We start from the raw sequence: 23,233 nt of genomic DNA on the forward strand, positions 1-23,233 counted from the left end.
ATTTCTGGGGATACCTCAGACAAATTAGACTACGTGACAATATTTCGTCACATTCTAGCATTCACAGCACTAGTACAGAGGTTTCTCATTTCAGCCTCATTTAAACTGAAACAATACAATTATTTTGTGTAAATCGATTGTGTATAAGAACTTTTTGTTTTCCCACATCCTGTTATGTAAGGGAGAGTCTGTTTTTGGCAATAACCAGCATTTCTTCGCAACAGGACTGTTTACATTCCACGCCCAATGGTGTCTAACCCACTATCGCAGGACCGACTCCGGTACGCAAGCATACCGGAGTCGAGGGATCGTGTAATGACGAAGAGTGCGGCTAGCGCCAACACAGGCGCAATTAGCACAGGCACTGGGTACCAGTGTAGATACTATTAAAAGCTGGGAGAGCAAGCGGCGTAACCCAACGGGTTTGGCGGCGAAAGTGCTGGCGACGATTCAGGATAACCCGGAGTTTTATCGACAACTGGCTGAGCATTAAATTTGTTATCTCCCGGATCCAAGCCATTGTTGGCCTTGCTGTAGCATCGCGATCCAAGATTGCAACGCCAGCTTGGCAAGCAAACCGGCGTTGCTGTGAGGTGACTAAACCGCTAGTCAGCGTATTTCTTGGCTTTAAGTGACGTTACCGACTTAACCAGCTTACTAAACTGCCGCTCTTTTTCACGCCGCTGATGCAAAGATGCCGCATTACGTGCTTGTTCGGCATTAAGTTTCTGGTAGTTGGCGAGCCGTCTGGCGTCTAACTCCCCCCGCGCGATAGCCTGTTGTACCGCACAGCCTGGCTCAGTCTGATGCTGGCAGTTGCTAAAGCGGCACTCGCTGGCCAAGGCGTCGATGTCGGCAAAGGTGCGGCGAATACCAGCATCGCAGTCTGTCAGTTGCAGTTCACGCATACCGGGCGTATCAATGAGTACCGCGCCGGCGGCAGTAAAATGCATCGAGCGGGCGGTGGTGGTATGCCGGCCTTTGCTGTCATCACTGCGGATAGCCGCGGTTTTTTGTGCCGTATTGCCGGTCAGGGTATTTACCAGGGTTGATTTACCCACGCCAGACGAACCTACTACCGCCAGCGTATTACCAAGCCGGCACCAGTGCTGTAATTTGCTACTGCAACTGCTGTCGAGGGCATTCACAACCTCGACCAGCAGCATAGGGTCAAGCTTAGTAACCTGCTGGATATAGGCGTCCACATCGGCGCAAAGATCTGCCTTGGTCAGCACCAATAATGGCTCGGCACCGGCTTCGTGCGCCAGCGCCAGATAACGCTCAATACGGCTTAAGTTAAAGTCGTGGTTTAACGAGCAAACAATAAGCAGCGTATCAACGTTAGCAGCAATCAGCTGTTCGGCCAGCTGGCTACCGGCGGCTTTACGTTTAAACAGCGACTTTCGTGTTAATAAGCGGATAAAATTGCCAGCTTGATCCAATAGCAGCCAATCGCCAATCGTCATCGCAGGTAAGGCCGGGCTGGTGGTTAAATGACCAGGTCCTTGCTGCGTCATTAGCTGATAACCACTACGGTGATGCGCTGTGACGCGGGCGATAAGCGCCTGTTCAAATTCTGCCAAAGTCAGTTGTTGTTGAAAAAAGGCTTGCCAGCCCAGTTGTGGTAAAGTTAAGGCTAAGTTCATTGCATTTCCTTCTGCGCACAGCTAAGCACTGCGCGCACAGTAAAAATGGTGAGGAACTCTGGAAAAGTTAAGGTAACCCGAATGGGCTTTCAGAGATCCCGGTCAGCAAACACCGGGCTAAGGCAGGTGAAATTAAAAAGCGAAAAGTTTAACTTACGCCGCAGCCTTCGCCGGGTGGGTAATTACTGCAATCATCAAACTCTCCTTCTTAATTTAGAACACGGTGAAATTATAGCAGCAGTAAATTGAAATCGCTATTTGGTGGTGGGTGTTTTGTAAGCTGTTTTATCAAGCTTATTGCTGAATAATATTCGATCTGGAAGAAAGATTCTGATCCTATTGCTGTAACGGCTTGAGAGTTGAGCGATTTTGACCCCCAAAATTGACGTGTTCTGTCCTTGCGGTTGTGTAGATGTTCCCTAGTATAGGAGCAACGACAAGGTAAGGAATATGTTATGAAACTACAACAACAAAAATATCGCCTTAAGCTGTGCCAACCCGCAATACTCCCTTTGGCTGTTTTGACTGCGCTGACGGCATCTCCGATATTAGCTGACGAAACAGACGCTGAAAAGGAGAAAGCCAGAGTAATTGAAGTTATTGAAGTAACAGCTACGCGGCAAACCGAGAATCTGCAAAGAGTTCCGATAGCGGTTACCGCACTATCTGGTGCAGAGTTAGAGCAATATCAAATTCAAAATCTGGGGCAACTGGAAGCATTAGTGCCAAATTTGAATTTACATGTTGGTGATGCAGCTAATGCGGTTGTTTACATCCGGGGCGTTGGGCAGTTGGATTCTATTTCATTTAATGACCCCGGAGTGGGGATTTACCTGGATGATGTGTATTTAGGACGGGTGCAGGGCGCGTTTTTGGATGTGGTTGATCCACAGCAAATAGAGATATTGCGTGGGCCGCAAGGTACACTTTATGGCCGTAACACTATTGGTGGAGCAGTAAAATTTACCAGTGCCCGCCCATCAGAGACTACTGAGGGGTACGTAAGTGTGTTGGCAGGCAATTATCAGCAGCGTGGTGTTAAAGCCAGCTTAACCGGGCCACTAATTGACGAGCAGCTTGCCGGACGCTTCGCTATTGCCAAAAGCAGCCGCGACGGTTTTAGCTTTAACCAATACACTGGGAAGAACGATTACGATAAGGACTCCTTAACTTGGCGCGGCAGTTTACTGTTTACTCCGGTATCAGAGTTTACTGCGTATTTAGTGCTAGATGGTTCAAATCAGAATCCTGATTACTCAAGAACGCCACACCGAGAAACGCCGATCTACTCCTTGCCTAGCGGGGATTTTTTGCCAGTAGGGGAGGACCCTTTTGTCGTCAACGCAAATTTTAACGACCGCGAAGAATTACGCACCAAAGGTGTTGCACTAACGCTAGACTATCAATTGCAGCAATCTACCCTGAAGTCGATAACGGCTTATAGGGAGATGAACTATCGTACTCACCTTGATTTAGACGGTACGCCAGATGCCAGCTTTGGTATTTACAGTTACGAAGATCAGGATCAGCTGAGTCAGGAGTTGCAGTGGTTATACCGAAGTGAATCTCTGTCATTGGTTTCGGGATTATTTTATTTTAGGGAAAATTCCTGGAGTCTTGGTGGTGCCATTGCTCCAGACTTCTTTGTACCTTTAGGGAATGGTGTATTCTTCCCATTTCCAGTGATCAGTGCCGGGTTACGTGACCAAACCAATACCAGCTACGCCGTATACAGCAATATGAGTTGGCAATTAAGCGAGCCGCTCAGTATCACTCTGGGAGCCCGTTGGACCAGTGAAAAGAAGCAAGTATCTAATAGAGGAGAGGAGTTTGCTGGCACGGGTATTGATACCCCCCAGGGCATGCAGGCGGTATTCGGTACTGGTATCGGTCATAGTTTAACCGGGTATGACGCAAGTCAGCGTTGGAATGATTTCTCACCACGAGCTGTGCTGAACTATCAGTATTCTAGCCAAACCATGCTCTACAGTAGTGTGAGTAAAGGGTTCAAAAGCGGCGGTTTTAATGGTCGGTTAACTTCGTTCGCACAACCTTACGATCCTGAAACGCTTTGGAGCTATGAAGCCGGAGCAAAATCTTTATTGCTTAACCAGCAATTACGTTTGAACACGGCATTCTTTTACAACGATTATAAAAACTTTCAACTTAGCCGTTTTTCTATCGATCCTGATACTGGTGCCTTTCTTTCACTTTTCGAAAATGCAGGTAAAGCAACAACTTATGGTGCAGAGCTTGAGCTGCAGGCGTTACTAACCGACAGCCTGACACTGAACATGAATCTGGGCTATTTAAACGGTGGTTACGATAAATTGATAGGTGATTTCGAGCAGGAAGTCAGCGATGAGCGCGAGTTAGTAAATGCGCCGCGTTGGAATGGTCGCCTTGGGTTGGATTACTGGTTTGATCTGGGCAGTCGGGGCACTTTGTCAGTGAATGCTGGTGGGAGTTTTAAAAGTAAAACTTATCTGACAGTTAGCAGCAGCGATTTGTTGGCGCAGCCAGGGTTCACCCTTTACGACCTTTATGTCAATTGGCAGAGCCAAGACGAGCGGTGGCAGCTTAACTTATTTGGTAAAAACCTGACCGACAAACGCTATCGCCAACATGGTTTTGATTTGAGCGCCTCGCCTGGTGTGCAGCTTGGCTATTACGGCGATCCCCGTACCTATGGCCTACAACTTACTTACAGGTATTTCTAATGACTATAGATTTAGCAACCAAAGCGTTATTAACGCAATTTAATCAGCAGTCTGCCACCATGCAACCACATAAACCCACTATCGAGGAGTCACGGTTAGGGGCGAGGGCGATGTTTTTGTCGCTGGCCGGTGACAATGAGCCGGGTTGTCAGGTTGAAGCCTTGCGACTGCCTGCGGGCACACATGATATTCCGGCACGTTTGTATCATCCGCAACAACTGCTGGTACCTGATGCCATAGTGCTCTTCATCCATGGCGGGGGCTGGAGCCTTGGCGATCTTGATTGTTATGATGGGCTGGTGCGTTCTTTATGTCAGCAAAGTGGTGTGCGTTTTTTAAGTGTTGAATATCGGCTGGCGCCTGAACATCCATATCCTGCAGGGTTAGATGATGTGAGTACCGCTCTGAGCTGGCTGCATCAGAATGCTGCTGCATTATCCATTACGACTGACAAAGTTGCTTTAATGGGCGACAGTGCTGGTGGAAATCTGGCGATAGCATTAAGTGTACGTGCTGCCCGGATGTTGAAGTTGCCAGTGGCCGCACAATACCTGATTTATCCGGTGCTGGATGTGCATCAACCACATGATGTTTATCCATCCCGAATGCAGTTTGGTAACGGTGATTATCTTCTTGCGCGCTCTGCCATTGATGATACGCGCAATTGGTATTTAACGGCGGATGAAACCAGCGACAACTCGGAAGTGTCACCGTTATTGTTGTCTCATCTCGATGACCTGCCGCCTACCAGCATATTGCTTGCCGACTTTGACCCACTTTTCGATGAGGGATACATACTGGCCGAGCGTCTAAAGTCGGTAGGATTATTGCGGCGTTTAGCTCGCTTCCCCAGTATTCACGCATTTTTTTCGTTTGGTGTATTGCCGATTTCACAGCAAGCCAGAAGCCAGTTGGCGCGACAAATTCGTGAAGATCTTTTAACGTGAAAATGCAGCACTGCAGTATCGTGCAACCGGAGGTCAAAATGTGTTTCATTAACAAACTGATAAGCTTTGTACTTTGTTCGATACTGATGTGTAGTGTTTCTAGCAGTTATGTTGCTGCGAATCCAGTACATGAAGCTTCATTTACTACTGGCATTTCGAATGGTTGGAACCGGGTAGAGCGCTGGCGGGATACCAGTGGAAACCTCTCTGCAGAGGACTTTCCAACAGATGGTAGAGGTGATCAAACCGGACAACGCGCCACGTTTTTCGGTACGTCTAAACCAAGCTCTGCGCGTTTTCTTCTTTATCACGCACCGGGCTGGAGCAGCAATACTAAGTCCGTCCCGGTGTTGTTGGTTCATGGTGCAAATCAGGACGCTGATATCGCCTGGGCTAACCCGAATGATGCCGGCGGTTATGGCTGTGGCCAGCAAACTTGTCCAAGCACTGGTTTGATGCAGTCGTTGGCAGCAGACAATTTTAAAGTGTTTGCATTATCTTTAGCTCATAAAAATGGTGATGGTTATTTCTGGGCCGAGCAAATTGCCAATGCGATAACAGTGATAAAGACAAAAACGGGTGCAAGCAAAGTGGATGTTATCACCTGGTCAAAAAGTGCATTTAATGCCCGAATGTATATCTCTTCTGTTACTCGCCCCTGGGGTACTCGTTATCGTGGGGATGTAAGACGCTTAATTATGCTTGGTGCGCCAAATAACGGTATTGACTGGTCGTTTCGTCATGGTTGGACGCATACCTTTGCGGTTTATCCCGGGTGCGGTGGTGTTATAAATGGTCCCACTGCACATACCAGCATCATGTGTTACGGTGTTTGGAATACTGGCCCGCAGTGGAGTTATGCATCAAGCTTTTTCCCGGGATCTGTGCAAATGTTGAAACGTTGGGACGCGACTTATCCGCTACCTAGTTATGAGCAAGACTGGTACACCACCTATTATGGTGGGCAGGGCTTTTATAGTGGTGGGCAGGGTATTCAAGCCTTTATGCATTTATCTTTGGTGGATCAGCTCAGGGCTGCCGGTACACCTGCCGATGTCAGAGTACATAATCTTTGTGGTGACAGAGCGAATATCGCACTGATTCATAACGAGCATACCGGGCCATCGGATGGTGTTGTTTTTGTCGCGAGCTGTAATGACAGTACTGGCATCAGTAATCACGGCGGTTCAGCGGTGTTATATTTGAACCATTTAGCTTTAGGTTGGCAGAGTTCAGGGATGACGCAAATCAGAAATTGGTTAAACGCTATCTGACCGCAACGTATATTTAACCCAAACTGTACTTTCGTACTGTTGCCAGCTGTTCTGCGCTGTGCTTTATTCATGTAATAATTCAGCACGTGCAGAGACGTTATGGCAACAGTTAACCAACGTTGCGGTGTTAGTAGGCAGATATTAGCCGAAATGATGGCCTCGCAGGGGATTTCTCTTGATACGCTAACTGCAATTAATGCAGGCGAAGAGACGGAAGATCCGGCGAACTTGCTCAGACTGCTCGAGAGATTTGCCATCGAGGTTCAGGATGAATCGCTGCATTTATCGGCCAGGCCTTTGATGCCGGGTACCAATGACTATGTACTCTCAAGCCTGAGTCACTGCCGTACAATTGAAGGGGCATGTCGGCAACTGGCTAACGCCTATAACTTTATTCATGGAGGAAATTACAATCAGGTTGAAAAAACCACAGATGCCCTCGTCTATCGAATTGATGACCGAACCTTCCCGTATGCGGCTGAGGCAGGGCAATATGTAATGTTCAACCTGGATATGGTGTTGATCTTTATTCATGCTATCGTCACCACCCTCTCTGGAGCTCCTGTCGCGCTGTTAAAAATAAAAAGTCGTAACACAGAGGCCGGGCAGTCGCCTTTGAGCACTGCCTTTCCCGAAACAGCAATTAGCTACAAAATGGGTTGTTTTGAGCTGCATTATCCTCTGACGCTGGCGGAGCTTGAAACAACACAATCATGCAATAACACGCTGAATACTGCGATGGTTTATAGTGAACTACAGCGGTTGGGAACGGTACCATCAACTGATGCCTGTCAGAGCTTTCTGGTCAGAGTTCGAGGCGCATTAGAGGCAGGCTTGCGAGACCAGCAAAGTGTTGCAAGGAGTCTCGGGTGCAGTGTCGCGACACTAAGACGCAGACTCTCCGCTTATCGCACCAGCTTTCGTCAATCCAGAGAGTTGGTACTTAACCAAGAAGCGAAACTGTTATTGACCCAACACCTGTCATTAGAGGAGATCGCAAGCAAACTGGATTTCTCAGACGTCAGAAGTTTCAAACGCGCTTTTCGAAACTGGAACGGAGTAAGTCCAAAGCAGTATTCGCTGATGAAGTTTCGCCAGCATCACCGGATTTCGGAAAGTAAACAAGTTTGATTAATAACGTTAATATTTCAGAACAAAGTAGTCTCGATTGTTAGATGTTCTTTGATGTCTGTGATTGCGACTTTGGATATGCAAGTAAACCAGAGTCGTGGAACTTTGTAATAGATTTTTAGTGTCTTAATGATAATCCTTTGGCGAGTGCGTTTTAAGCCAATCGCGCAGCGCAGCGTTCATTCGGGTTTGCCAGCCTTTGCCGGTTGGATTGAACGCCGCAACTATTGGATCTCCTGATTAGCTTATATTAATCATGCTACTTGCAGGCCTAAACGGGCTTTATGGCGCAAAGCACTAGGAACTTATTCGGCTTTGGTTTAGCGTATCGTTATCAATAAACCCACCCGGTGGCAACATACCGGTGAGATAACTGTGATGCCTATAACTTTTAAACATCTAACCGCTAAACATTCGGCATTATTGTCGCCTTTAACGGTCCTGCTAAGCTGCCTGTTACTTAGTGCGTGTGTTAATCATACGGCGCAGCGTCCTGAGACTCAGCCTGAGCCTCAGTCGTTGTCGCAAGTGAGTTACAATAGTATCTTGGCGTTGCCTGTGGCGGGGAACGGCAAAACGCTCGCCTATGGTGAAAATCCACTGCAATTTGGTCAGTTATATTTGCCTGACATAACGGCAAACTCCCCATCTCAAAAGGTGCCGTTGCTTATTTTTATTCATGGCGGTTGTTGGCTTAATGCCTTTGATATCCAGCATACGCAGGCATTTAGTGAAGCGGTTGCCGCAGCCGGTGTTGCCGTGTGGTCGATAGAATATCGTCGGGTGGGTGATGAGGGCGGCGGTTGGCCTGGCAGCTATCATGATGTGTTAGCCGCCGTTGCGCATGCCCAAACGGCATTACACCCTTATCCCATCGATGTTAATCAAGTGGTGTTAGCAGGGCACTCAGCGGGTGGGCATTTAGCGTTATTGGCGGCAGGGGCATCTGTTCAGTCGTCTAACACCGGTGCGCACGGCACGGCATTAAAGCCGATAAAAGCTGTGATTGGTCTGGCGGCGATTACGGATTTACCCAGTTATCAAAGTGATGCCACAGGCTGTCAGCGGGCTGCCCGTCAATTTATCGGCGGCAACTACCCGGATCTTGCTGAGCAATATCAAGCGGCCAGCCCCACGCAACAGCCTGCACATCCTGCCACTTTCTTACTGCATGGCGGCGCTGACAGCATAGTGCCATTGTCTCAGGCTACCGACAGCGGCCTGCCGCTTTACCTGTTAGATAACGCCGGACATTTTGATTGGATCCATCCGCAAACCGACGCCTTTCAGTATTTTTTGTTAACGCTGCAAGCATTAATCGCTAAGTGAGCCGCCTGATGTTCCAATTACCCGATTTAACGACAACGACCTTAGCTTTACTGGATGCGACAGATCCTTTGGCGGCTAAACGTGAAGAATTTGTGTTACCCAAAGACACCATTTACTTGGATGGCAACTCGCTAGGTGCGATGCCAAAGGTGGCAGCGTTGCGAGCGAATCAGGTGCTGACTGAGCAATGGTCGCAAGATTTAATTAAAAGTTGGAATAATCATAACTGGATTGATCTGCCCCATACCGTGGGTGAAAAAATCGCGCCTTTGCTGGGTGCTGCGCCGGGTCAGGTAATTTGTTGTGATTCTACCTCGGTAAATTTATTCAAAGTGTTAAGCTGCGCCATGCTGATGCAGCCGGGGCGCAGCAAAATATTATCGCAAGCGGGTAATTTCCCAACCGATCTTTACATGGTGCAGGGCTTAGCCAGTTTATTGGGCGAGCAAAATTGTCAGTTAGTGCTAGTGGATGATAGCGAAGATCCTGATGCGCTTGAGCGCGCGATCACGGCAGAGATTGCGGTATTGCTGCTAACGCAAGTCGATTTTCGCAGTGGCCGCTTACTGGATATGCAACGCTTAACCGCGCTGGCTCATGCGCAAGGCGTGTTAGTGATTTGGGACTTGGCGCACAGTGCAGGGGCCTTGCCTATTGAGCTTGACGCCTGGCAGGTAGATTTTGCGGTGGGCTGTGGCTACAAATACTTGAACGGCGGCCCCGGTGCGCCGGCGTTTTTGTATGCGGCCAGTCGTCACCATACCCATTTAACGCAACCCTTAACCGGTTGGATGGGCCATCAGGCGCCTTTTAGCTTTACAACCACCTATCAAAAAGCGCCCGGCATAGCACAATTTCTGAGTGGCACTCCGGCGATTATTGCGATGAGCGTGTTAGACGCGGCCTTAACGGTATTTGCTGATATTACTATGCAAGATGTGCGGTATAAATCGCTGGCGCTAAGTCACTGCTTTCATCAGTTAGTCGAACAACAGCCTGCTTTAGCATCCCTTAATTTAATTACGCCACTGCAACCCCACGCCAGAGGCAGCCAATTGGCTTATCAGCATCCACAGGCTTATGCACTGTGCCAAGCTTTGATCAAACGGGGTGTTATTGCTGATTTTCGGGCACCCAATATTTTACGATTAGGTTTTACGCCCTTGTATTTACGCTACGCGGATATGGGTAATGCGGTTGCGATTTTGGCCGACATTATGGATTCGCAGGAATATTTAAAGCCAGAGTATGCCGTAAAACAAAAAGTCACCTAAGGTGGTTTAAACGGCAACTCATTGCCAGATAAGCCGCTATTGAGGGGGCTACACCGCTGCTATTTTATCTGCCGCCTCTGGCTGCGGCATTGGCCGGCTAACAAACCAGCGGCCCAGCTGCCACAGCAAATACATGGATAACAGCGGAAATAGCAAAGTTTTCAGGCTGTAGATCACAATCAGTTGGATTAACTTTTCTACCATATTGTCGGAGAAGCTGCGCATTGCACCCAGCATATCACTGGCTTTGGCGGCCATTTGCCGCAGCCAGCTAACTGAGCCATCCTCTGTATTGCTCATGGGCTGATCAATTTGCTGCAAAGCAGCCGTTTCTTGGTTAAGTGCCGCTTCGGCGGCTTCGCGTTGTGGCGTAAGTACCCAATCCGACAGTTCGGCCACACCATAGGCCGTCAGAGGAATACCGATACGGATAATCAGCAACAGCGCCACAAAAAGCCGCAGCAGATAGCGGCAACTGTTGCGCCAGCTGGCAGGCCCGCATAACAGCAATGCTGCCGAGGCCAGGATGCCGCTGCCAAAGAGTGGCAAGGCGGCCAGCTGACCAAAGTGCAGTAAAAAGAGCTGCAACCCAACCGAAGTCATCGCAATCACCATCACATCCGAGTAGCGCACGGCCATATCCTGCAGTGGCTTTAATAGTTGGCCCGGTTTTACGCTGGCAACACCGACGCCCACCTCGGCTTCAGAAACAAAAGCGATACCGCGGTCAATCAGCCGCGCCGTGGCATAGGAGGCACTGCTTAGCAATAAACTTTGTTGCAAAGCCTGCTCGGCTTTTTGATCCAGTGGCGCCAGTGCCGGGTTTACTAACCGCTGTTGCAGCACACCGCTATAGAGACCAGCGGCCAGTGTAAGTAGGCAGAGCAGTAGCACCAATAGCCGCTGCCCGGTACTGAGTTTGCTGAAAAAACGCATGCTGTTCTCCGCTAAATACACTTTGGCTCAGTATTCACGATATCAGGGCTGAGATAAAGCCGTTGGCGCCACAGTAGCTTAAGTTCGTTGAGAGAGATTAACAGCAGACGGCAAATCTGCCGTGATCCTGAGCCTTACCGCGATTTCGACTCGGGTATGGTTAACCTAAAAAAGCGTAATATTTCATTAAAAAAACATGCCTGCTTATTTTGTTTTACAGCTTTTCCCGGTTGTAGTAAGGTCTGGCCGATTAGCGTTAATGGCAGTTAACGCTGTGGATTGGGAACTTTTATAACTAAGGAGCTGTGATGACTATGTTACGGACACTTTCCCGTCTGCCTTCACCAAAATTCGATCAACAGTTGGCCACCGGTGACACTCACCTTGACCAGTATCTGCAGGCTCTGGACGCTGAGTTGGTGGGGGCCAAAACGGTACGTAACCATACTTTGGCTGCAGTTCGGGAACAGCTAATCGCACAAAAAACGAGCTCAATTGCAGATGGCACGGAGGCAACAACTGCCAGTTTGGCCGCAGTACAGCAGCTCGGCCCGGCAGCAGCACGAGGTCAAGCTCAGCGTCAGGAGCGTCGTGCATTTTACGTTAATATGATGCTGAGCACCGGGCTGCCTTATGCGGTATTTATGACGCTTTTTAGCTTTAGCTCGGAGACAACGCAGGAAAGCTCATGGTCCGGATATATAGCGATGTTTATGTTTTATTTTTTGTTTTTCGGCAATGTTATGGCTGCTTATTTAACCTTTGGTCAGGCACCGGCAAAAACAACACAACGTATCGAGTCCCTTGAGCCGGGTGAGACATTAGAGGTTTTCTCGCCGCCCGCCAGTAAAGCTGCCGCCGCAATTTTGATGCTATTGATGCTGTTTGTCGGTAGTGCCGCTTTGCTTGGGATATTTAATATAGGCTTTATGGCGAGTACCCATCTTGCTGTCAATCTGTTTATGGTTTATATCGCCTGTACCGGGATCCTCGGCGCAACCATAGTAAACAACCGGCTGTTGGTACAAGGAGATACCTTGATCAAGCAAAGCTTATTCTCCAGGCAGGTAATTCCGCTTACGCGGTTAGTGGCCGTTGAGCCAGCCCCTGGCTGGCAAGCCTGGTTTCGGATTGGGTTTGGCCAGCGTTATATTTTGCATTTTTGCGATGCCGGCGGCGGCAGTATTAAAACCTCGTTGATATTAAATCATGAAATGCACAATAGTGAGCAGTTACTGACCTTGTTACAGCAGAAAGTTAAATAAGTTAGCTGATTATTTTTGTCGGATAAGGAGATGATGGGGGTTTTAAAAGGCGTGGTGTGTTGGCCGGAATAGATTTTAGTCTTTACATTGCTTAAGACCTGCGTCAGGCATAGGAAAGTATCGACGCTGAACTATATCCCGAAAATTGCCTGTTTATGCACCTTTGTTATCTGGCCGCGCTACGAATCGCAGTATCGTGTGACTCAGCCGCAAAGCCTGTCGAAGTCCGTTGCGGATTGGCCTGTCAACTTGCAGTATAGTGTTTATTGTCATTTGCTAATGCGTTAAGGGAGCCTACAGTGCGTTTAACTGCTGCATTATTATTATTACTGGCGTTGCCACTGGCCGCCGAGCCTTATTATCCGCCGGCGGGGCAGTGGGCAACGGCAGCGCCGGCGTCATTAAATGTGGATGAGCAAAAACTGGCGGACGCGGTGGCTTATGCCATTGCGAGTGAAAATCCGGCGTCGAAAGATCAGGCGATAGTGCAGGCGACAACCTTTGGCGCCAGAGAGCCCTATGATCAGATTATCGGCCCGATGGGGGTGCGCGCAGCAGCGAATGGCCTGATTATTTATCGCGGCAAAGTCATCGCGCAGTGGGGCGAGGTGGACAGCGTTGATATGACGCACAGCATCGCCAAAACCTTTTTAACCACGGTAACCGGCCTGGCCTGGCAGCGTGGGCTGATCCGCGATCTGCAGGATCGGGTTGGCCCTTATATGCCGCATGGTGTGGCTTTGTATCAGGGCGAACACAACAGCCAAATCCGTTGGGATCATCTACTGCGGCAAACCAGTGATTGGCAGGGCACGCTGTGGGGTAAACCGGACTGGGCCGACCGCCCGGAGGGTAAAACGCCGGCCGACTGGCCAAACCGCCCGTTGCGAACGCCAGGCAGTCACTATAAATACAATGATGTGCGGATAAATCTGTTAGCGCTGTCAACGCTTTACGTCTGGCGTAAACCTTTACCCGAAGTCTTAAATGAGCAAATTATGCAGCCCATTGGGGCTTCGTCTACCTGGCGTTGGTATGGCTACGATAACAGCTGGATTGAGCTGGATGGCCAGCGGGTGCAGTCGGTGTCCGGAGGCGGGCACTGGGGCGGCGGGATCTTTATTAACGCCTGGGATCTGGCGCGTTTTGGTTATTTGTTTTTACGCGATGGCCAATGGCAAGGGCAGCAACTGGTGAGCCGGGATTGGATCAGGCTGGCCAGTACCGGCGGTGTAAACCCGGAATATGGTTTTGCCAACTGGTTTTTAAACCCGGGGCGCAAAGCATTGCCCAGTGCACCTGAGTCGGCGATAACCTTTCAGGGCGCCGGGCGTAATATTATTTATCTCGATCGTGAGCACGATCTGTTAATGGTTGCGCGCTGGATTGGTAATGGCGATGAGTTGAATCAACTGGTTGCTAAGGTGTTGGCGGCGCTACCGCAATAAAACCGGGTTAAAACAGTGCTGATTTTGCACAGCAAAACCTGAGATAAGTTATTTATCTCAGGTTTTGGCGGCTATCTTCTACACTTACAGGTAGAATACGCCTTTATTTGCGCGTCTGCCGTCTTTGTTCAGCGCCCACCTGTAGGATCTGTTATGAAAAAAACCTTTGCGTTAACTCACCCCAAGCTGCAACCGGCGCGTTTAGTTGACGCTATTAAACACGAAATTCGCAAATATCTGGCGCGCGAACGGCGTAAAGCGGTGCCAGCCGATAAAGACTATTGGACCTTTGATTGTCGCTTTGGCGCCTCAGAGGCGGAAGCGAAACCGATGTTCACCTCTGAAATCAATCAACATATCGACGCGGCGGCCGCGCAGCAGTGGCCGCAGTTTTATATCGAAATTCTGGCTCGCGCCTGCAATCATAAGCCACGCCCGGATAGCGATACCGAATAAGCTTCACTTATAAGCTGCAGCCAGGCTGCAGAGGAATTCTTATGCAATTTTCAGCTTTAAATTTGGCACCAGACTTACTGCGTGGCTTAACAGCATGTGGTTTTAGTGAGCTTACGCCAGTGCAGGCGCAGGCGATAGTGCCGGCGCGGCGCGGCAAAGATTTACAGGTTACTGCGCAAACCGGTACCGGTAAAACCGCGGCCTTTGCTATTCCATTATTACAACGCTTAGTAGATACGCCGCAAGCCGCGGTTGAGCGACGGCCCCGGGCGTTAATTTTAACGCCAACCCGGGAGCTTGCCGAGCAGATTGCCAATGCGATTAGTGCCTATGCCCAATTTTTGCCACTTAGCGTCACTGCGATTTATGGCGGCGTTAAAATGGGCGGGCAGGCCAGTAAATTACAGACCGGCGTTGATATCGTGGTCAGTACGCCGGGCCGCTTAATTGAGCACATGGCGCTGGGTAACGTGATCTTAAGTGACGTTGCTTTTGTGGTGCTGGATGAGGCTGATCGTATGCTTGATATGGGCTTTAGTACTGATGTGCTGAAGTTAGTGGAGATGACCGCAGCCAGCCGGCAAACACTGCTGTTTTCTGCGACCACGTCGCCGGCAGTGAATGAACTGTCTCACAAGATTTTGAAAAATCATCAGCAAATCCGGGTAGCGAAAACCAACAGCACTGCCGACACGGTGGAGCATGTGGTGTATCCGGTAGAAGAAAGTCGCAAAATCGAGTTATTTGAGCAACTGTTAGCTGAGCACAACTGGTTTCAGGTGCTGGTTTTTACCAGTACCAAAGAGCAGGCCGATCGGTTACTCGCCGATCTGCAAAAAGCTAAAGTCAATGCTGCGGTTTGTCATGCCGATAAAAGCCAGGGCAGTCGCCGCCGTGCACTGGCCGATTTTAAATCAGCCAAACTGCAGGTACTGATTGCTACTGAAGTTGCCGCCCGGGGGTTGGATATCCAGGGGCTGGATTATGTGGTGAACTTTAACTTGCCGTATTTACCGGAAGACTATGTCCACCGCATAGGTCGCACCGGGCGCGCTGGCGCCAAGGGGCAGGCGATCTCCTTTGTCAGCCGTGAAGAAGAGCAGAGCCTGGAGCGCATTCAAAAGCTGATTGGCAGTACTATTGCGCGGGTGGTGAAACCCGGCTTTGAAGTCAGCAACCGCGGCAGCTTGTTAAAAAGCATTTCGCGTAAAGTGCTTGGCACCCGCGCCAATAAAGCCAGCGCGACCCAGATTGATGTTGCCACCCCGAAAGCAAAAGCAAAAAAGCCAGCCGGCAGCGCAGCGGTAAAACCTGGTAAAGCCCGCCGCAGCTAAGCTCAATACATTCACAGCACGCAGCGCAAACCGTTATCGTGAATGGCGGTTCTGCGCTGGCGCACCGTGCTACTTTAGTCGATAGCTTAAAGCTGTCGCACTTACAGCAGAATGCCGTTATTACAAGCAGTTACACTCAATAGTGCGGCCTGGTCAGTGTGCGGGGAATGGCATAAAAATCACGATGAATAACGCTTAGCGCTTTACTTCCTACCGCTAAGGGTTAGAATACGCGCGCTGTTCTGAGCAAAGACTACACCGCTCTGGTTATATAAGGTAATTGCAATGCATCCGATGTTAAACATCGCGGTCCGCGCTGCCCGTTTCACCGGTAACGTCATCATTTTCGTCGGTATTATGCTGGCCGGAATCCTCTGTCTGGTTTCGCAACGCCGTGTCTGTAAAACGCCCGTCCTTATGTTATCTGCCAAGCTCTTGCCTCAGTCTCAACCTCTTTATTTGCTGCGCTGTTTTATCACCCGCGTCCGCCATCTTACGGTGTATTGCCACCATGCCGGACACCCTGATAACAGCCGGCACGCCAGGGTCGGCCCAACGTATTCCTGCCTCCCTGCCAACCGCTTTTCGTTTACTACCGCTGTTTTGTCGCTGTTATCTGTCGCCCTGAGCAAGCAAGCCTGTGCTGCCACAGGGATGCAGGGCGCTTATGGTCACTCAGGCTAAAAGACAAAACACAGTTCAGTTAACGGCAAGGTTCACTCACTTTTAATTTAAACCGTGCAATATCTAGCGGAGAGCTTTGGCAATGGTACTGACTCTGACATCCACACTGGCACTATTTGTATTAATAGCGCTGTCGACCGTGGTTTTTTTTGCAGCTAAACGTTTTAAAATGCCTTATACCGTGTTGCTGGTGCTGGTTGGCCTGCTGCTGGTGCCGATTGTCAGCTTGCCCTATGTCAGTACGGTTTTCGGCTTTATCAGCGAGATGGCGCTGACACCGGAGTTACTGTTCTTTATCTTCCTGCCGGTGCTGATTTTTGAATCCGGCTTTAATATGAACTTCCGCAAGATGGTCGATAACGCCTGGGCCATTTCGTTACTGGCGGTGGTGGGTCTCTGTATCTCGTCAGTGATGATCGGTACCTTGCTCTACTACCTGTTACCGCTGATTGGGATTGAAGTACCCTTTATTCTGACGCTGATGTTCGGTGCCATTATCTCTGCCACCGATCCGGTCGCGGTGCTGTCGATGTTTAAAGAATTTGGCGTGCCTCGCCGCTTAGGAATGATTTTTGAAGGTGAAAGTTTGTTTAACGATGGTACCGCCGTCGCCTTATTTTTCGTGTTCTTTGCCATAGCTACCGATGGTTTTAATGGCAGCGCTACGGTACTGCACGGTATCAGCGAGTTTGTCATTATGCTGACCTCGGGTGTGGTGATTGGCCTGGTGTTGGCAGGACTGTTTTCCAAAGCACTGCACTTTACCAAAAGCAATGAATTTGTAACTGTCACCTTGTTAGTGATCTCGGCCCACCTGGTGTTTATCCTGACCGAGTTGATTAACAGTCTGGGCTATTTCCACGTCTCGTCGATTATTGCGACGACTGTTGCCTCCTTATTCCTTGGTAATTACTCGCGTAATATCCTGGCGCCGAAGGTCGATGAGTACCTGAGTAAGCTGATTGAGAACATGGCTTTTATCGTTAACTCGCTGGTGTTCCTGATGGCGGGCTTATTGTTCGCAAGCCTGGGCGTTAATTTTGCTGAGCTGTGGTTACCAATCTTGCTGACAGTGGTTGTGGTGGCCGTAACCCGGATCGTCGCGGTTTATGCGGTGATGGTGCCACTTAACTGGAGTAAGGTAGAAGAAACTATTCCCGCATCGTGGAATAAGTTATTGGCCTGGGCCAGTTTGCGCGGTGCCTTGTCGATTATTATCGTGTTGATTATCCCGGAAGACTTTACGCTGGAAGGCTGGAGCCTGCCATATTCGCCACGCGATTTCCTGCTGGCACTGACCATCGGCTGTATTCTGGCGACCCTGTTTATTAAAGCGCCGATGATTGGCCCTATGATGCGCCGCTACAAAATCAATGCCGCCGAGCCACTGGAAACCGCACATCGTGCCGATCTGGGTATTTACTATCTGCTGATGGAGCGGTCGCGCTTACAGGAACACCGCGCGAAAGGCTTTTTCAGTGAAGAAAAATACCAGTTTTTATTGGCGCAGGTAGAGAAAAAGCTCGGCGAAGCCAAAGCAGAACGTGAGGCTCTGATGCAGCGTTATGGCCGGACCATCTTTGTGCAGTCGCTACATCTGGCGATGGTCAATATCGAATTTACCATCCTGAAACGCTTGTATATTAATGATGAAGTCAGTTTACGGCCTTATCGCAAAATCTATAGCAAGTTGTTCTTACAGAAAGAAAAAATTGAGTATGCGCAGCATAGCCATATCGATCCGGAAGCCTTTAAAGAGCGAAAGGATATCTTTGAATGGCTGGCCAATATGATGCACACCTTGTTCAGCCGCAAGGTCAGCGAGCAGAAGTTACTGGAAGAAAAATTAGAGTATTATCGCAGCCAGATGATTGTTGCCCGCAAAGCGCTGATTATTATTGGCCTGATGCAGGATAATTTCGACGAGCCGGTATTCCAGGCAGATATTTATGCCGAAGTCACCGAGTTGTACCGTCAATATCAGGAGCGCAATGCCGGCAAACAGGCTGCCTTGACTGCACAGCACCCGCAGGTCTTATCAGCACATCTGGAGCAACTGGCGAACCGTTCGTTGGCGCAATCCGGTCAGCGGGCACTGAACTATTTACATGAGAATGGTCTGGTAACGGAAGCGGCCGAAGAAGATATCCGCCACCGGTTTGATACCAGTAATCATAGTGCCTAGCGCGGTGTTTTCGCAGCGCAGCGGCATTTAACGGGTCAGCCTGTTAAAAGCGGGTCAAACGGTTAGCAACAGGCGCGGGGTAATCAGCCGCGCCTTGTTTTTACATAGCGATCAGCAGACAGCAGAGGAGTCGTCTTTGTCTGAATTAACCAAGTCAATTGCTGCTGCCGGCACGCCAGCATCCGCCAGCTTTTCCCCCACAGTGTTAGTCTTGCCGGTGGTTGGCGCGGTCAGTTTTGTGCATTTGCTGAATGATATTATTCAGGCCATCTTGCCTGCCATCTATCCGATGTTAAAACTGGATTATGCGCTGAGCTTTACCCAGATTGGCTTAATTACGCTGATTTTTCAGCTTACCGCATCATTATTGCAACCGGCGGTCGGCCTATACACCGATAAGCATCCCAAACCCTTGTTACTGCCACTTGGTATGGTGTTTACGCTGCTTGGTCTGGTGTTACTCAGCCTGGGGCAAAGTTTTGCCATGTTGTTGCTGGCTTCAGCACTGATCGGGTTAGGCTCGTCAACTTTTCATCCGGAAGCGTCGCGGGTAGCCCGAATGGCGTCGGGTGGTCGTTATGGCTTTGCGCAGGGGTTATTTCAGGTCGGCGGTAATGCCGGCTCGGCCCTGGGGCCATTGTTAGCGGCACTGATTATTATTCCGCGGGGCCAGGGGAGTATTGGCTGGTTTTGCCTGTTAGCAATAGTTGGCATTATGGTGCTGTTGCGCGTCAGTCGCTGGGTGGTTAGCAGTAACGCCCGTATGCAATTGCGTAGCGCGGCAAAAAATGGCAATGGCTTAACAGTGCAGCAAACCCGGCAGGCGCTGCTGGTACTGGCGCTGCTGGTGTTTTCCAAATACGTCTATATGACCTGCCTCAGCAACTTTTACACCTTTTATCTGATTGAAAACTTTGCTGTATCCGTTGCAGATTCCCAGCTGTTTTTATTTTTATTTCTGGCTGCAGTGGCAGTAGGCACCGTGGCAGGTGGGCCTATCGGCGACAGGATAGGGCGTAAGCCGGTGATCTGGGTGTCTATTGTTGGTGCGGCGCCGTTGGCGTTGCTACTACCCTATGTCAATTTAGCCGGGGCCGCCGTGCTGACCGTGTTGATTGGGCTGATAATGTCATCGGCGTTTTCGGCGATTATCGTTTTTGCGCAGGAGTTGATGCCAGCGAAAATCGGTATGATTTCCGGTGTATTCTACGGCATGATGTTTGGTATCAGTGGCATTGCCGCCGCCTTGCTCGGCATGCTGGCCGATGCCAGCAGTATCAGCACTATTTTTAAGCTTTGTGCCTGGTTTCCGCTACTGGGGATGCTGGCGTTTTGGTTACCCAGGATCCCGCGACCACAAACCTAGCACGCATAATCAGCTTTTGGTTAATCCCAGTGCTGAGCGGATTGAGTTGGCAAATTCGGTAAAGCGTTCCTGTAAGGTGCGTTTTACACTGATACTGACCGAGCCCAGTACTGAGACACCCTCAACCCGGATAAAGTGCGTTTTGGCTTGCCCCGGGCCGCCGCTGCTGACGTTATTGCTGCTGGAAGAGGCGATATTGTTCACATCGCTAATTACTGCAACGTGTTCAGGTACCTTGATCGTGACGCTGCCCAGCCAGTTTTGCACTTTTATCGTTAGCTGCGTATGGTCAAACTGCGCTTCAGAAAAATCCAGCTCAACTGAGGATAGCGCGTTAATGATGGTCAGATGTTGTGGTACCCGCCAGGGGCCACTGCGCTCATCACTGCTTAATACTGAAACCAGACGATCGCAGTCGGTCGGCTCGCTTTGCTGGTGCGCCTGATTATGGCGACCCGGCGAGTTAAAATTTTGTGCCCACATAGCACGGTATTTGGCATCGGGTAATAAGGTAAGGTCAGCAACCTGTTCGGCCAAGAGCAAGTGATCATCAGAATTGGTGGCAATGTCCAGCCGCCGTTCAAAGGCTTGCTCGGAAATGACACCATGGCTGTAGTTCATAATCAGTTGATCAATGACTTCTTCCCTGATTTGAGCAACAGGCCGGTCTTGCAGTTTTACGCCTGTGGTATCAATTGCCATCTCGCTATCCTCTTGCTGGTTGCTGCCGGAGCCGGCACACAGTACTGATCGAATAGCTATCAGCATGGCCCAATTTTGTCAGTTAGCACAGCAAAAAATTGTAAGCGATTTTAACAGCCAGAAAACATCGGCTTTCTGGCTGTGGTCGATTACCGGGTAGTTCGCGCCTGTCAGGTAAGCTTTAGCGCCAGCGTTGCAACATGCTGCCCCTGAAAGCGCGCCATATTCAGTTCTTTTGGCGAGGGCGCGCGTTTCCCATCTGCCCCGGCTATACAGGCAGCTCCCAGTGGTGAGCCCCCTTTAAGCTCTGAAATATCGGCCAATTCCGGACAGCTGTAAGGCAAGCCAACGATAATCATGCCATGGTGCAATAGCGTGGTATGAAAGGACTGCACTGTGGTTTCGTTGCCACCACCGGTGCCGGTAGAGGTAAAAACGCTGCCAATTTTACCAATCAGTTTGCCTTGCGCCCAAAGCCCACCGGTTTGATCAAGGAAATTACGCATTTGCGAGGCCATATTACCGAAGCGGGTTGGGGTTCCGAAGATGATCGCATCGTAATCGGCCAGCTCAGCAGGCTTAGCTATTGCGGCTGCCTGATCCAGCTTCACACCGGCTGATTTCGCCACTTCGGGGGGCATCAGTTCCGCCACCCGCTTAATATCCACCTGCACGCCACTAACTTGTCGGGCGCCTTCGGCAACCGCATTCGCCATGGTCTCGACATGGCCGTATGATGAGTAGTACAGCACCAGTAGTTTTTTCATAAGATCCTCATAAGTATATATGGCATCCAGCAGTTTAAGGTTCTGCCACAGGCCGCTGTTATCACGCCTTTGGCGACCGGCGCCGTGCCGGTGACAGTCTGGGCAGGTGCAATGTCAGCAATAAGCTTAGCTGCAATAGCCACTGCTTGCCTTATGACTCTGCCAGTTGTTTGGCATGTAACACGGCATTTTTAATGGTCTCTTGCCAAAAACTGTCGGGCTGCGCTGCTGACTTACCCGGTTTCAGCGTCCAATTCAGGGTGTAATCAAGATAAACGCCGTCGTCTTCTTCAAAGATGGTATTAGTGACAAAGCCGCTATACACCTCATCCTGATAAGATTTAAAAATCACCGTCAGGGTTAGCGGTTCGGCCACAATCAGCTCTCTGATTACTTTGCCCTGTGCCGTCTCCATTTCCCGTTCAATGCAATTGGCACTGTGTTCCCGTAGTATTGCGACCCGGACTATCCCGGGTACATATTTGTCAGGACGCCGCATTTTATCGAGCATCATGTCCCAGAGTTTATTCGCACTTGCATGCACCTTTACCCGATAGTTCACTAATGGCATAGCGGCCTCCACTGTTGGTTCTGCTACTAAGCTTAGAGGGTGTGACCGCCTTACACTAGCGCGAGATCTGAAACAGCTGCGTTTCAAAATAGCGATAGGATAGGGGCATTTGCCCGGGCGTCCGCGGCAAACCCTGCTGTACGAAGTTTAGGAGCTGGTTTTGCGCTGTTGACTGAGCCAGACACTGCCCAGTACCACCACAATACCGAGGATTTGCAGTACCGACAGGGCTTGCCCCAGGATCAGCCAACCCAGCATTACGGCACTTAGCGGGCTTAAAAAACCCAAAGGTGCCACCAGATTGGGACTTAGCCGGGCAATGCCCCGAAACCAAATAATGTAGGTAAAGGCGGCACCCAGCAGCCCCAGATATAAAAAACCGGCGATATTGACCAATGTCAGGGGCGGCAGAGCTGGCTCGAAAAGCCATGCCGCAGGCACTAACAGAATGCCGCCAGCCGTGAGTTGCCAGCTGGTAAAGGTCAGGGTGCTGACCGCCGGTTGCCAGCGCCGGCTCAAGACAGTGCCCAAAGCCATGGCAACGGCACTGCCGATCCCGGCTGCAATGCCCACAGGATCGAGTTTAGCCGCCGGTGTCAGAATCAGCAGGGCGACCCCGAGCATGCCGGCCACGGCAGCGATTAGTGCGCTGGTGTGAATCTTGGTGCCCAGCAATCCTCTGGATAAGACGATAACAAACAAAAACTGCATTGCCCCCAGGGTTGCAGCCACGCCTCCGGGCAAGCGGTACGCCGCGATAAATAATAACCACCAGAACACTGAAAAATTCAGGGCGCCGAGCAGAAAAATCCGGCCCAGCCAGTGTCTGTCGGGAAGTTGCCGCACCAACAGTAACAGCAGGATACCGGCCGGTAAGGCCCTGAGCATTGACGTGGTAAGCGGGTAGCCCTGTGGCAACATCTCGGTGGTGATCAGATAAGTGCTGCCCCAGATCACTGGTGCCATGCCAGTGATCAGCACGTCACGGGCGTTGCTTTCACGGTTCATTAGTTAGTCCTGTGGCTATTATTGCGCTCAGATTATCCTGTTGTCTGCTGTGCCACTAGTACTAAAATTGGCCGGGCGCTGTTTCGTTTTTACACGCTATCCGTTACCGTCGTGGCTTGTTCCGCCGCGGAACGGCGATTTAAACGGCGAGCCAGAATAGTTGGCACTATAGCCTGTCTCTTGATCACAA

Annotated in this window: 21 protein-coding genes; 14 read left to right on the forward strand and 7 right to left on the reverse strand. The window is 50.1% G+C overall.

Annotated features, from left to right (window positions below):
• Nucleotides 1-325 precede the first annotated feature (325 nt).
• A complete protein-coding gene (nadS, locus tag AAY72_RS01950) occupies nucleotides 326-493 on the forward strand; it encodes a NadS family protein (protein ID WP_231728869.1) in 168 nt (55 codons plus the stop codon).
• A gap of 112 nt (nucleotides 494-605) precedes the next feature.
• On the opposite strand, the gene rsgA is transcribed toward nadS, so the two are convergent.
• Nucleotides 606-1,646, reverse strand: coding sequence for a ribosome small subunit-dependent GTPase A (gene rsgA / locus AAY72_RS01955; RefSeq protein ID WP_057785392.1), 1,041 nt, complete (start codon nucleotides 1,644-1,646; stop codon nucleotides 606-608).
• A 455-nt stretch (nucleotides 1,647-2,101) separates the two neighbouring features.
• On the opposite strand from rsgA, the gene AAY72_RS01960 reads away from it, so the two are divergent.
• The 4 genes from AAY72_RS01960 to AAY72_RS01975 all read left to right on the forward strand — a co-directional run bounded on the left by AAY72_RS01960 (nucleotide 2,102) and on the right by AAY72_RS01975 (nucleotide 7,718).
• Nucleotides 2,102-4,366 carry a TonB-dependent receptor gene (locus AAY72_RS01960; RefSeq protein WP_057785393.1) on the forward strand — a complete coding sequence of 755 codons (2,265 nt, stop codon included), beginning with the start codon at nucleotides 2,102-2,104 and terminating at the stop codon, nucleotides 4,364-4,366.
• On the forward strand, nucleotides 4,366-5,313 hold the full coding sequence (locus tag AAY72_RS01965; protein WP_057785394.1) for an alpha/beta hydrolase: 948 nt from the start codon (nucleotides 4,366-4,368) through the stop codon (nucleotides 5,311-5,313). Before AAY72_RS01960 ends, AAY72_RS01965 begins: the two co-directional genes overlap by 1 nt.
• Nucleotides 5,314-5,351: 38 nt before the next feature.
• A complete protein-coding gene (locus AAY72_RS01970; protein ID WP_040291578.1) occupies nucleotides 5,352-6,587 on the forward strand; it encodes a triacylglycerol lipase in 1,236 nt (411 codons plus the stop codon).
• Nucleotides 6,588-6,686: 99 nt separating this feature from the next.
• Complete coding sequence (locus tag AAY72_RS01975) at nucleotides 6,687-7,718, forward strand: helix-turn-helix transcriptional regulator (protein WP_008984056.1); 1,032 nt, start codon at nucleotides 6,687-6,689, stop codon at nucleotides 7,716-7,718.
• Between the two features lie 126 nt (nucleotides 7,719-7,844).
• Here AAY72_RS01975 and AAY72_RS17015 read toward each other — a convergent pair whose 3' ends face one another.
• Nucleotides 7,845-7,946, reverse strand: a complete 102-nt coding sequence (locus AAY72_RS17015; protein ID WP_156411263.1) for a BrnA antitoxin family protein — start codon at nucleotides 7,944-7,946, stop codon at nucleotides 7,845-7,847.
• A gap of 150 nt (nucleotides 7,947-8,096) precedes the next feature.
• Between AAY72_RS17015 and AAY72_RS01980 the strand changes: the two genes are divergently transcribed.
• Together AAY72_RS01980 and kynU are read left to right on the forward strand one after the other, a co-directional pair.
• A complete protein-coding gene (locus AAY72_RS01980; protein WP_008984055.1) occupies nucleotides 8,097-9,047 on the forward strand; it encodes an alpha/beta hydrolase in 951 nt (316 codons plus the stop codon).
• An 8-nt stretch (nucleotides 9,048-9,055) separates the two neighbouring features.
• Nucleotides 9,056-10,321 carry a kynureninase gene (gene kynU, locus AAY72_RS01985; protein WP_040291575.1) on the forward strand — a complete coding sequence of 422 codons (1,266 nt, stop codon included), beginning with the start codon at nucleotides 9,056-9,058 and terminating at the stop codon, nucleotides 10,319-10,321.
• Nucleotides 10,322-10,369: 48 nt separating this feature from the next.
• On the opposite strand, the gene AAY72_RS01990 is transcribed toward kynU, so the two are convergent.
• Complete coding sequence (locus tag AAY72_RS01990; RefSeq protein WP_008984053.1) at nucleotides 10,370-11,257, reverse strand: hypothetical protein; 888 nt, start codon at nucleotides 11,255-11,257, stop codon at nucleotides 10,370-10,372.
• 308 nt (nucleotides 11,258-11,565) lie between these two features.
• On the opposite strand from AAY72_RS01990, the gene AAY72_RS01995 reads away from it, so the two are divergent.
• From AAY72_RS01995 to AAY72_RS02025, 7 genes are all read left to right on the forward strand, one after another.
• A complete protein-coding gene (locus AAY72_RS01995) occupies nucleotides 11,566-12,522 on the forward strand; it encodes a hypothetical protein (RefSeq protein ID WP_008984051.1) in 957 nt (318 codons plus the stop codon).
• A 299-nt stretch (nucleotides 12,523-12,821) separates the two neighbouring features.
• The gene (locus AAY72_RS02000; protein WP_057785395.1) at nucleotides 12,822-13,970 is read left to right on the forward strand and encodes a serine hydrolase; all 1,149 of its coding nucleotides are present in this window, start codon (nucleotides 12,822-12,824) and stop codon (nucleotides 13,968-13,970) included.
• Between the two features lie 153 nt (nucleotides 13,971-14,123).
• The gene (locus tag AAY72_RS02005) at nucleotides 14,124-14,426 is read left to right on the forward strand and encodes a DUF6172 family protein (RefSeq protein WP_057785396.1); all 303 of its coding nucleotides are present in this window, start codon (nucleotides 14,124-14,126) and stop codon (nucleotides 14,424-14,426) included.
• A 41-nt stretch (nucleotides 14,427-14,467) separates the two neighbouring features.
• Nucleotides 14,468-15,760 (forward strand): DEAD/DEAH box helicase, encoded by a 1,293-nt coding sequence (locus AAY72_RS02010; RefSeq protein WP_057785397.1) that lies wholly within the window; start codon nucleotides 14,468-14,470, stop codon nucleotides 15,758-15,760.
• A gap of 285 nt (nucleotides 15,761-16,045) precedes the next feature.
• Nucleotides 16,046-16,444 (forward strand): hypothetical protein, encoded by a 399-nt coding sequence (locus AAY72_RS02015; protein ID WP_039925162.1) that lies wholly within the window; start codon nucleotides 16,046-16,048, stop codon nucleotides 16,442-16,444.
• 82 nt (nucleotides 16,445-16,526) lie between these two features.
• On the forward strand, nucleotides 16,527-18,629 hold the full coding sequence (locus AAY72_RS02020) for a sodium:proton antiporter (RefSeq protein WP_008984031.1): 2,103 nt from the start codon (nucleotides 16,527-16,529) through the stop codon (nucleotides 18,627-18,629).
• A 136-nt stretch (nucleotides 18,630-18,765) separates the two neighbouring features.
• Nucleotides 18,766-19,995 (forward strand): MFS transporter, encoded by a 1,230-nt coding sequence (locus tag AAY72_RS02025; RefSeq protein ID WP_231728870.1) that lies wholly within the window; start codon nucleotides 18,766-18,768, stop codon nucleotides 19,993-19,995.
• Nucleotides 19,996-20,004: 9 nt separating this feature from the next.
• Here the strand turns inward: AAY72_RS02025 and AAY72_RS02030 are convergent, their stop codons facing one another.
• The 4 genes from AAY72_RS02030 to AAY72_RS02045 all read right to left on the reverse strand — a co-directional run bounded on the left by AAY72_RS02030 (nucleotide 20,005) and on the right by AAY72_RS02045 (nucleotide 23,043).
• On the reverse strand, nucleotides 20,005-20,697 hold the full coding sequence (locus tag AAY72_RS02030) for a LiaF domain-containing protein (RefSeq protein ID WP_231728871.1): 693 nt from the start codon (nucleotides 20,695-20,697) through the stop codon (nucleotides 20,005-20,007).
• 170 nt (nucleotides 20,698-20,867) lie between these two features.
• Complete coding sequence (wrbA, locus tag AAY72_RS02035; protein WP_008984028.1) at nucleotides 20,868-21,464, reverse strand: NAD(P)H:quinone oxidoreductase; 597 nt, start codon at nucleotides 21,462-21,464, stop codon at nucleotides 20,868-20,870.
• A gap of 151 nt (nucleotides 21,465-21,615) precedes the next feature.
• Nucleotides 21,616-22,035 (reverse strand): AtaL-like protein, encoded by a 420-nt coding sequence (locus AAY72_RS02040; RefSeq protein ID WP_008984027.1) that lies wholly within the window; start codon nucleotides 22,033-22,035, stop codon nucleotides 21,616-21,618.
• Nucleotides 22,036-22,182: 147 nt separating this feature from the next.
• Nucleotides 22,183-23,043, reverse strand: a complete 861-nt coding sequence (locus AAY72_RS02045) for an EamA family transporter (protein ID WP_008984026.1) — start codon at nucleotides 23,041-23,043, stop codon at nucleotides 22,183-22,185.
• Between the last annotated feature and the right edge of the window lie 190 nt (nucleotides 23,044-23,233).

Source organism: Alishewanella sp. WH16-1 (genome assembly GCF_001441695.1).
GTDB classification, from domain to species: domain Bacteria; phylum Pseudomonadota; class Gammaproteobacteria; order Enterobacterales; family Alteromonadaceae; genus Alishewanella; species Alishewanella agri.

Coding starts and splice junctions, on each gene's coding strand:
- AAY72_RS01990 (WP_008984053.1), bottom strand. CDS start 11,257: ATGCGTTTTTTCAGCAAACTCAGTACCGGGCAGCGGCTATTGGTGCTA.
- wrbA (WP_008984028.1), bottom strand. CDS start 21,464: ATGAAAAAACTACTGGTGCTGTACTACTCATCATACGGCCATGTCGAG.
- AAY72_RS02040 (WP_008984027.1), bottom strand. CDS start 22,035: ATGCCATTAGTGAACTATCGGGTAAAGGTGCATGCAAGTGCGAATAAA.
- AAY72_RS01980 (WP_008984055.1), top strand. CDS start 8,097: ATGCCTATAACTTTTAAACATCTAACCGCTAAACATTCGGCATTATTG.
- AAY72_RS01960 (WP_057785393.1), top strand. CDS start 2,102: ATGAAACTACAACAACAAAAATATCGCCTTAAGCTGTGCCAACCCGCA.
- AAY72_RS02020 (WP_008984031.1), top strand. CDS start 16,527: ATGGTACTGACTCTGACATCCACACTGGCACTATTTGTATTAATAGCG.
- rsgA (WP_057785392.1), bottom strand. CDS start 1,646: ATGAACTTAGCCTTAACTTTACCACAACTGGGCTGGCAAGCCTTTTTT.
- AAY72_RS02005 (WP_057785396.1), top strand. CDS start 14,124: ATGAAAAAAACCTTTGCGTTAACTCACCCCAAGCTGCAACCGGCGCGT.
- AAY72_RS01995 (WP_008984051.1), top strand. CDS start 11,566: ATGACTATGTTACGGACACTTTCCCGTCTGCCTTCACCAAAATTCGAT.
- kynU (WP_040291575.1), top strand. CDS start 9,056: ATGTTCCAATTACCCGATTTAACGACAACGACCTTAGCTTTACTGGAT.
- AAY72_RS01970 (WP_040291578.1), top strand. CDS start 5,352: ATGTGTTTCATTAACAAACTGATAAGCTTTGTACTTTGTTCGATACTG.
- AAY72_RS02030 (WP_231728871.1), bottom strand. CDS start 20,697: ATGGCAATTGATACCACAGGCGTAAAACTGCAAGACCGGCCTGTTGCT.
- AAY72_RS02015 (WP_039925162.1), top strand. CDS start 16,046: ATGCATCCGATGTTAAACATCGCGGTCCGCGCTGCCCGTTTCACCGGT.
- AAY72_RS01975 (WP_008984056.1), top strand. CDS start 6,687: ATGGCAACAGTTAACCAACGTTGCGGTGTTAGTAGGCAGATATTAGCC.
- AAY72_RS02010 (WP_057785397.1), top strand. CDS start 14,468: ATGCAATTTTCAGCTTTAAATTTGGCACCAGACTTACTGCGTGGCTTA.
- AAY72_RS02045 (WP_008984026.1), bottom strand. CDS start 23,043: ATGAACCGTGAAAGCAACGCCCGTGACGTGCTGATCACTGGCATGGCA.
- AAY72_RS01965 (WP_057785394.1), top strand. CDS start 4,366: ATGACTATAGATTTAGCAACCAAAGCGTTATTAACGCAATTTAATCAG.